Raw genomic sequence first — 771 nt, 5'->3', positions numbered from 1 at the left:
CATCGTCACGTCTATTGCTTCGTCAAATCTGCAACAATCAAATAGCTTATGAGTGAATTATTCGCATTCGTCGCGCGCTCTAAGTCAAGAATTATTAAGAGCTAGTTCCTATACAGCGTCTTAGAGTATAAATGACGCAGGCTGATCTCCTCACCCAAGGCGAAAAAATCCTCGATCCAGGCTCCGCAGCAATGGCAATGGCAATGGCAATGGCAACCCTTCTTGGTGCTCGTGACGTAGATCTTCAGCACATTGCCTTCCTCGAAGACAACACGCTCAATGGCAATGTCAGAGAGACCAATAGCGTGACGAAATTGCTCAGGATCGATCATGCGAAGACTCGTGAATGAAACGGGCTCGAATAGACTTCGAGCATGGGTGGGCGGGTAAGTTGTTGATAAATATTGTATCGCACACTACTTGAGATCCGGAAGAGCCGGACGCAGCACTGAAGATACAGGAGTCTTATTGCATTCCGGAAATGTAAAACTTTCTGACACCACCTAACAGCATCGCCCTATCCTGAAACACCAGTGGCGTAGGTTACACGGATCAGGTGCGCGAATTGGGGGCAGGCCTCCAAGAACGACACACAGAATGACGCTTTCCGCACACAGTTTCTTAGGATCTTTCTTGGTAGGGGTTCCTTGATCTCTGTGTACCGAGGCACAGCCTCGGTTCGACCCTTCGTTGGTGTTACGTCCCGCGCTGATTTAGGGAGAGCGTCGCGACCTATTTTGGGTGAGACGCAAAGAAAAGTCCCGAGCTGGC

General features: G+C 49.5%; 1 protein-coding gene. It reads left to right on the top strand.

From position 1 onward, the window contains the following. Nucleotides 1–131 precede the first annotated feature (131 nt). Entirely contained in the window at nucleotides 132–350 is a 219-nt protein-coding gene (locus tag G3480_RS27050; protein ID WP_164657267.1) for a hypothetical protein, read from the top strand. Nucleotides 351–771 lie beyond the last annotated feature (421 nt).

Source organism: Thiorhodococcus mannitoliphagus, assembly GCF_010915725.1.
In the GTDB taxonomy this organism is placed as follows: Bacteria; Pseudomonadota; Gammaproteobacteria; order Chromatiales; family Chromatiaceae; genus Thiorhodococcus; species Thiorhodococcus mannitoliphagus.
This window is presented reverse-complemented; position numbering and strand designations above follow the sequence as displayed.

Bases quoted from the DNA above. Each gene is read 5' to 3' on its own strand.
- G3480_RS27050 (WP_164657267.1), top strand. From the start codon at position 132: ATGACGCAGGCTGATCTCCTCACCCAAGGCGAAAAAATCCTCGATCCA.